General features: G+C 44.4%; 2 protein-coding genes and 1 pseudogene. All 3 read left to right on the forward strand.

All coding sequences use genetic code 11. The features are described from left to right. Positions 1-696: DUF2345 domain-containing protein (locus HNQ59_RS18995; protein ID WP_184041965.1), on the forward strand; the 696-nt coding region annotated here is incomplete at its 5' end. A gap of 50 nt (positions 697-746) precedes the next feature. Then, positions 747-3,875: a phospholipase D-like domain-containing protein gene (locus tag HNQ59_RS19000; protein ID WP_425491409.1), complete on the forward strand. Its 3,129-nt coding sequence runs from the start codon at positions 747-749 to the stop codon at positions 3,873-3,875. A gap of 2 nt (positions 3,876-3,877) precedes the next feature. Further along, positions 3,878-4,722: pseudogene (locus HNQ59_RS19005) on the forward strand (hypothetical protein); the annotation flags it as partial.

Genomic DNA, 4,722 nt, shown 5'->3' on the forward strand with positions numbered 1-4,722 from the left:
ACCCTGGCGGCGCAAGGCGCATTGAGCGCAGAGAGCGCCCAGGCGGACACCACGCTGGCGTCCCCGAAACGGATCGTGATCCAGACCGCTGGCGGCGCCAGCCTGACCCTGGACGGCGGCTTCAGCGCCCAGTGCCCCGGCGAACTCACCATCCATGCCGCCAGCCGGACCTATCAAGGGCCGGGTAGCGAGGTATTGGATTTGCCAAAAATGCCGTCTAGTCTCCCATTTACGGTGGTTCCAAAGGAGTTCAAGCTTTATTTGTCAGATACTCCTGGTAAAGGTGGGCATCCGCTTGCATTTACACCTTGGAAAATTTCAAAAGGTTCCATGCCATCTGGAATGGGGCGCATAAGTGACGAGGATGTCCTTTTAAAGGGAAGGAGTGACGAAAATGGTTTTATTTCTCTTTCTCTTGATCAGCAAAAAAAGCTATCTGAATCATATTTTGAAAATAATGGTGTGGTCTGGCTTAGCTATCCTGGTCATGTGGTACAAATACATGCGGCTGAATTTAATAAATCGCTCAATATTGATGAGAGTTTGAGGAGGGCGATGAATTCGGCAGATTTTAGTGATGAACTTCGATCAAGCTTATATTTGGAGGGGGCGATGGATGAGGTTCTATATGCAAAAGATTCTCAGCAGGTTGTTGATTTTCAATTAATTGCAAGATCAATTTTGTCAAGAAAATAAGTGGAATCTATTAAAAATTAGCATTAAGGATGGGGAGTGAATTGGGCAAGGTGATTTCGCAGTTGGTTGATGGTGATGGCAAAGCGGCAGGAGATTCAGTTTCAGCTCCAGGCTGGTTTCCAGTTGACGGTCCTGAGGGATTGCCAAGCCCATATGTAGATCGTTCTGGAATTAATATTGGGTGGGGAAAATTATTTTCAAGAGCTAAATACGGTAATAAAGTTAATTTTTTTGTAACGGGCGAAGAATATTTTTCGTCAGTGGCAAAAGATATTCGCTCTGCTAAATCATCCGTTTTTATATTGGGATGGCAAGTGAATTTTGATGTTGAGTTGGAAACAGGTGTTACGCTCTTAGATTGTTTGGATGCGGCAATTAAAAACGGTGCGACTGTCTATGTGATGCCCTGGTTATCTCCAAAGGCTGGTTTGGATACTGGTGATTTTGAGACGGTTCTCGCTGTGCATCATCTTAATGCCGGGCTGGCAGGTGGCCCTAGAGCATTTGCTATGCCTGCTATTCAACAAAGTGATATGCCTACCGGTTTAAAGATTGGATTCTCACACCATCAAAAATTGGTTGTGATTGATAATGAAAGGGCATATGTCGGTGGAATTGATTTGGCTTATGGCAGGCGGGATACAGCGTCTTTCAACTTGAAAGCTGACTGGCGTGAGGGTAATGAATTATATAATAGTTGCATCCCTTCTATTTATGAATTGGATAATGTTGATAAGGCAAAGTACCTAACTAGAATGGAGTTGTTGTTTTCATGCTTTGATAGCTTTGCTGGAGATGCCGGGGCTTGGTGGTTCTCTTCCTCCTCAAAACCAGTTGCATACGTCAAAGATGGTGTGGATATGGTTGAGCGGAAAGTCTCGGAATTCAAGAGAGTAGCGTCGGATGTCATTGATGAAGCATGGAATAATGTAAATTTGCTTGGCGATTTTATAGACGATGTGTCATCTAAAATCCAGGATAAGGCCGTAGATATTTCTGTTGATTATATTAGAGGTAAATGGGCTACTTTGCCACCAGATATAAAGCGGAAAATTGAAAAACTTGCGTTATCTGGCTCGGCTAATGCTTTGAATAATGGTGCCGCAGTGATTGCATGGCTTAACAATGCAAGTCTGGACGAATTGCCAGGAGATATTGGAGATAAAGTAGGCGAGATAATATTAACACTGGTGTTGGAAGTCGTAAAGCGTTCTGGCGTGGCAGCAAGTAAGCGAAAGGAACGATATGAAAATTTATTTAAATTAAAGAAAATTTTGCCAAAGAGCGGCTTTGTATTAAATGCTGAGTTGCAACCAAGAATGCCATGGCATGACGTGCATTGCCAGATTTCAGGTCCTTCTGTCATAGATTTAAGTAGGAATTTTATTAAGCGATGGAATGGTGTGGCAAAAAAATATGAGCAGGCAAGGCTTAGTATCGGGAGCGATGTCCAGCCTTTTCTTGATGTTTTGGGTATTAATTATAACTCACCAGTTAAGCTTCCGAGGGTTAAGTCTGCTCATATTCCAAAGAAGGATGCCATTTCTTCGTTTTCTGGTAAATCATGGGTGCAGGTTTTAAGAAGTGGACCTAAAACTATGCTTAAAGATGAGGAGAAAGAGGATTCGAGTGATATTCATTCAAATTTATGTCAAAACAATTGTTTGAAGGCTATGCTGAGGGCTATATCGGGGTCTCAGAATTTTATCTATATAGAGGGACAGTTTTTCCAATCTTGGTATGGAAGAGATGAAGGCCTGTATAGCAGTAATTTTTCAGGGCCAATGGGCGCATTGCTTGATATAAAAAGGATTCCAGGGTATCAGAAATATGCCAAAATGCTTAACCTGGAAAATGTCGGCTTGAATGATTTATTTAAGCAAATAAATTGGAAGAAGGTGGATGATGTATTGCGAGAACCGGGTGGCCGTGAGTTTTTCTCTGAGTTGAAGGCGGCTTTATCCAATCTGGCAATGATTGAAGCCACAAAAAAGTTGGCTATTCCACAGAAGACGCTGCTAAACCCTATATGCCAGGCACTGGTTAGTCGAGTTAGGCGTGCGATTGCGGATGATCTGAAATTTCATATTTACCTTGTTTTGCCCGTTCATCCAGAGGGCGCATTGAATGTGTTGAATATTATGACACAAGTCCATTTAACCCAGCAGTCTGTGGTGAACGGGCACTACAGTCTAATAAATGGTATTCGGCGTGCAATTTATGAAGAGCAGTTAGTGCGTTCGGGCGTGCCATTTGGAAAAGCTGCTCAGATTGCCGAAAAAGTGGGGTTGGTTGAGTTGAGTAGAGAGGTGGGAGAGAAGTGGCGTGATTATGTTACGCTATTGAATTTGCGTAATTGGGCGATGTTTGAAAAGCGTCCAGTAACTGAGCAGATATATGTGCATTCGAAATTGCTGATTGCGGATGATCGTGTGGCTATTCTAGGTAGTGCCAATATCAATGATCGAAGTATGTTAGGTGATCGGGATTCAGAAATCGCAGTGATTGTAAAGGATGATGAAGCTATACAGGTCAAACTGGATGGTGTGCATCAGGTGTCAGTTAGCAACTGTGTGCATCAGCTGCGAGTAAGGTTATGGAGAAAGCTGTTCGGGTTGACGGGGAGTAAAACCCCTGCTACTGAGCTTGAGTCAGGGCTGGCGGAACCAGCTAATCCAAAGACTTGGCAGGCTATTCAAAAGGTTGCTAAGGATAATCAGATTGCATATGAAAATGCTTTTTCTCATATACCCCGCCATAAGCCCTCCCAGGGTATTCAATCAATTGACATGGGTGTAGATGAGCGATTGAGAAAAAATGCCCCTGCATCTATTTGGCCTGTGTGGTCATATTCCAAATTGGGTAATCCGGAAAAAGGCGGGCGGCTCAAATATTTGATGCCATTTCATGTGGCTTTTTGGAATAGAGACGAGGTGTCCAGCAAGCATTATTGGGAGGCGCTAGAGCGTGGGCCTGAGTTTGCACCGAAGGGAGTGAGAGGATTTATCTGTGCATTACCAATTACCTGGACTGCTGGGGAGAATAACCAGTCTGGCATGAATCTGACCATGCTGGCTGATCTGAATAATGGCTATATTAGGAGGAGCGATACGCAGCTAGCAGATGCAAGCGCATCACCTCGCCTTCCTGACCCAGCCGCGCCAACGACAATAGGATAGACATGAAACCAATCAAGGTCGGTTTGTTGATGATGGGAGCGCTACTGGCCGGGTGTACTGATGCCAGCGAGCCGACAACTGATGAAGCGAGAGAGCGTGAGCAGCTGGAAAAGCAATTGAAGGCCATTCCAGTTGCTGAAAAGCGTCAGGTATTGATGCCTGATTTTATGCCAATGATGGGCCAGCTGCAGGAATGCCAGGGTCGGGCAGTATTCAGTGTACAAGGTGGGCTGCAGTGGGGTGGTTACTGGGAAGGTGGCTATAAAGAAGGCTTTGGTGAAAAGCTGTATATGGAATCTGGCACTGGTATCGATATTGACAATATGAGTATTCGCGTGGTTGCGAATGTGCCGAAGGGGATTTTAACTGAAATCTTGGAGGATGAGCGCTCTTCATTAAAAGCGTTGATTCGGGATACTCAATATGAAATAACATCGGTGAAAGAGAGCATTGAAAGATATGAGCGACTGGCGAAAGAGGAGCCTGATAATCCGGACTTCCCAGAAGTTACTGCAAAATTCAAAACTGAATTGGTTGAAAAAGAAAGAAAGCTTGTCAAACAGCTAGCAGCCAAACCAGAGAAAGATTGGGGTATTCCTGATAGTCTGGTGTGGAATGATGTTCGATTCTATCTGTGGCGGGAGGGGGTCTTGTTCATCGTGGAGCAAAGCTTTAGCAATTCCGAGAACGAGCCTGGCTTCAGCGTTTCGAATCCCTATTTTCAGCAGTTGGCGAAGCGATTACGTTACCGTAAGCCCAATGAAATTCCCAAGGAAATCGGGTTATGCATTCCGTACGGATTCATTGAAGATGATGGGACGCTGACTTACGAAATCAACACGACCTT

The organism is Chitinivorax tropicus (assembly GCF_014202905.1).
Taxonomy (GTDB): Bacteria; Pseudomonadota; Gammaproteobacteria; order Burkholderiales; family SCOH01; genus Chitinivorax; species Chitinivorax tropicus.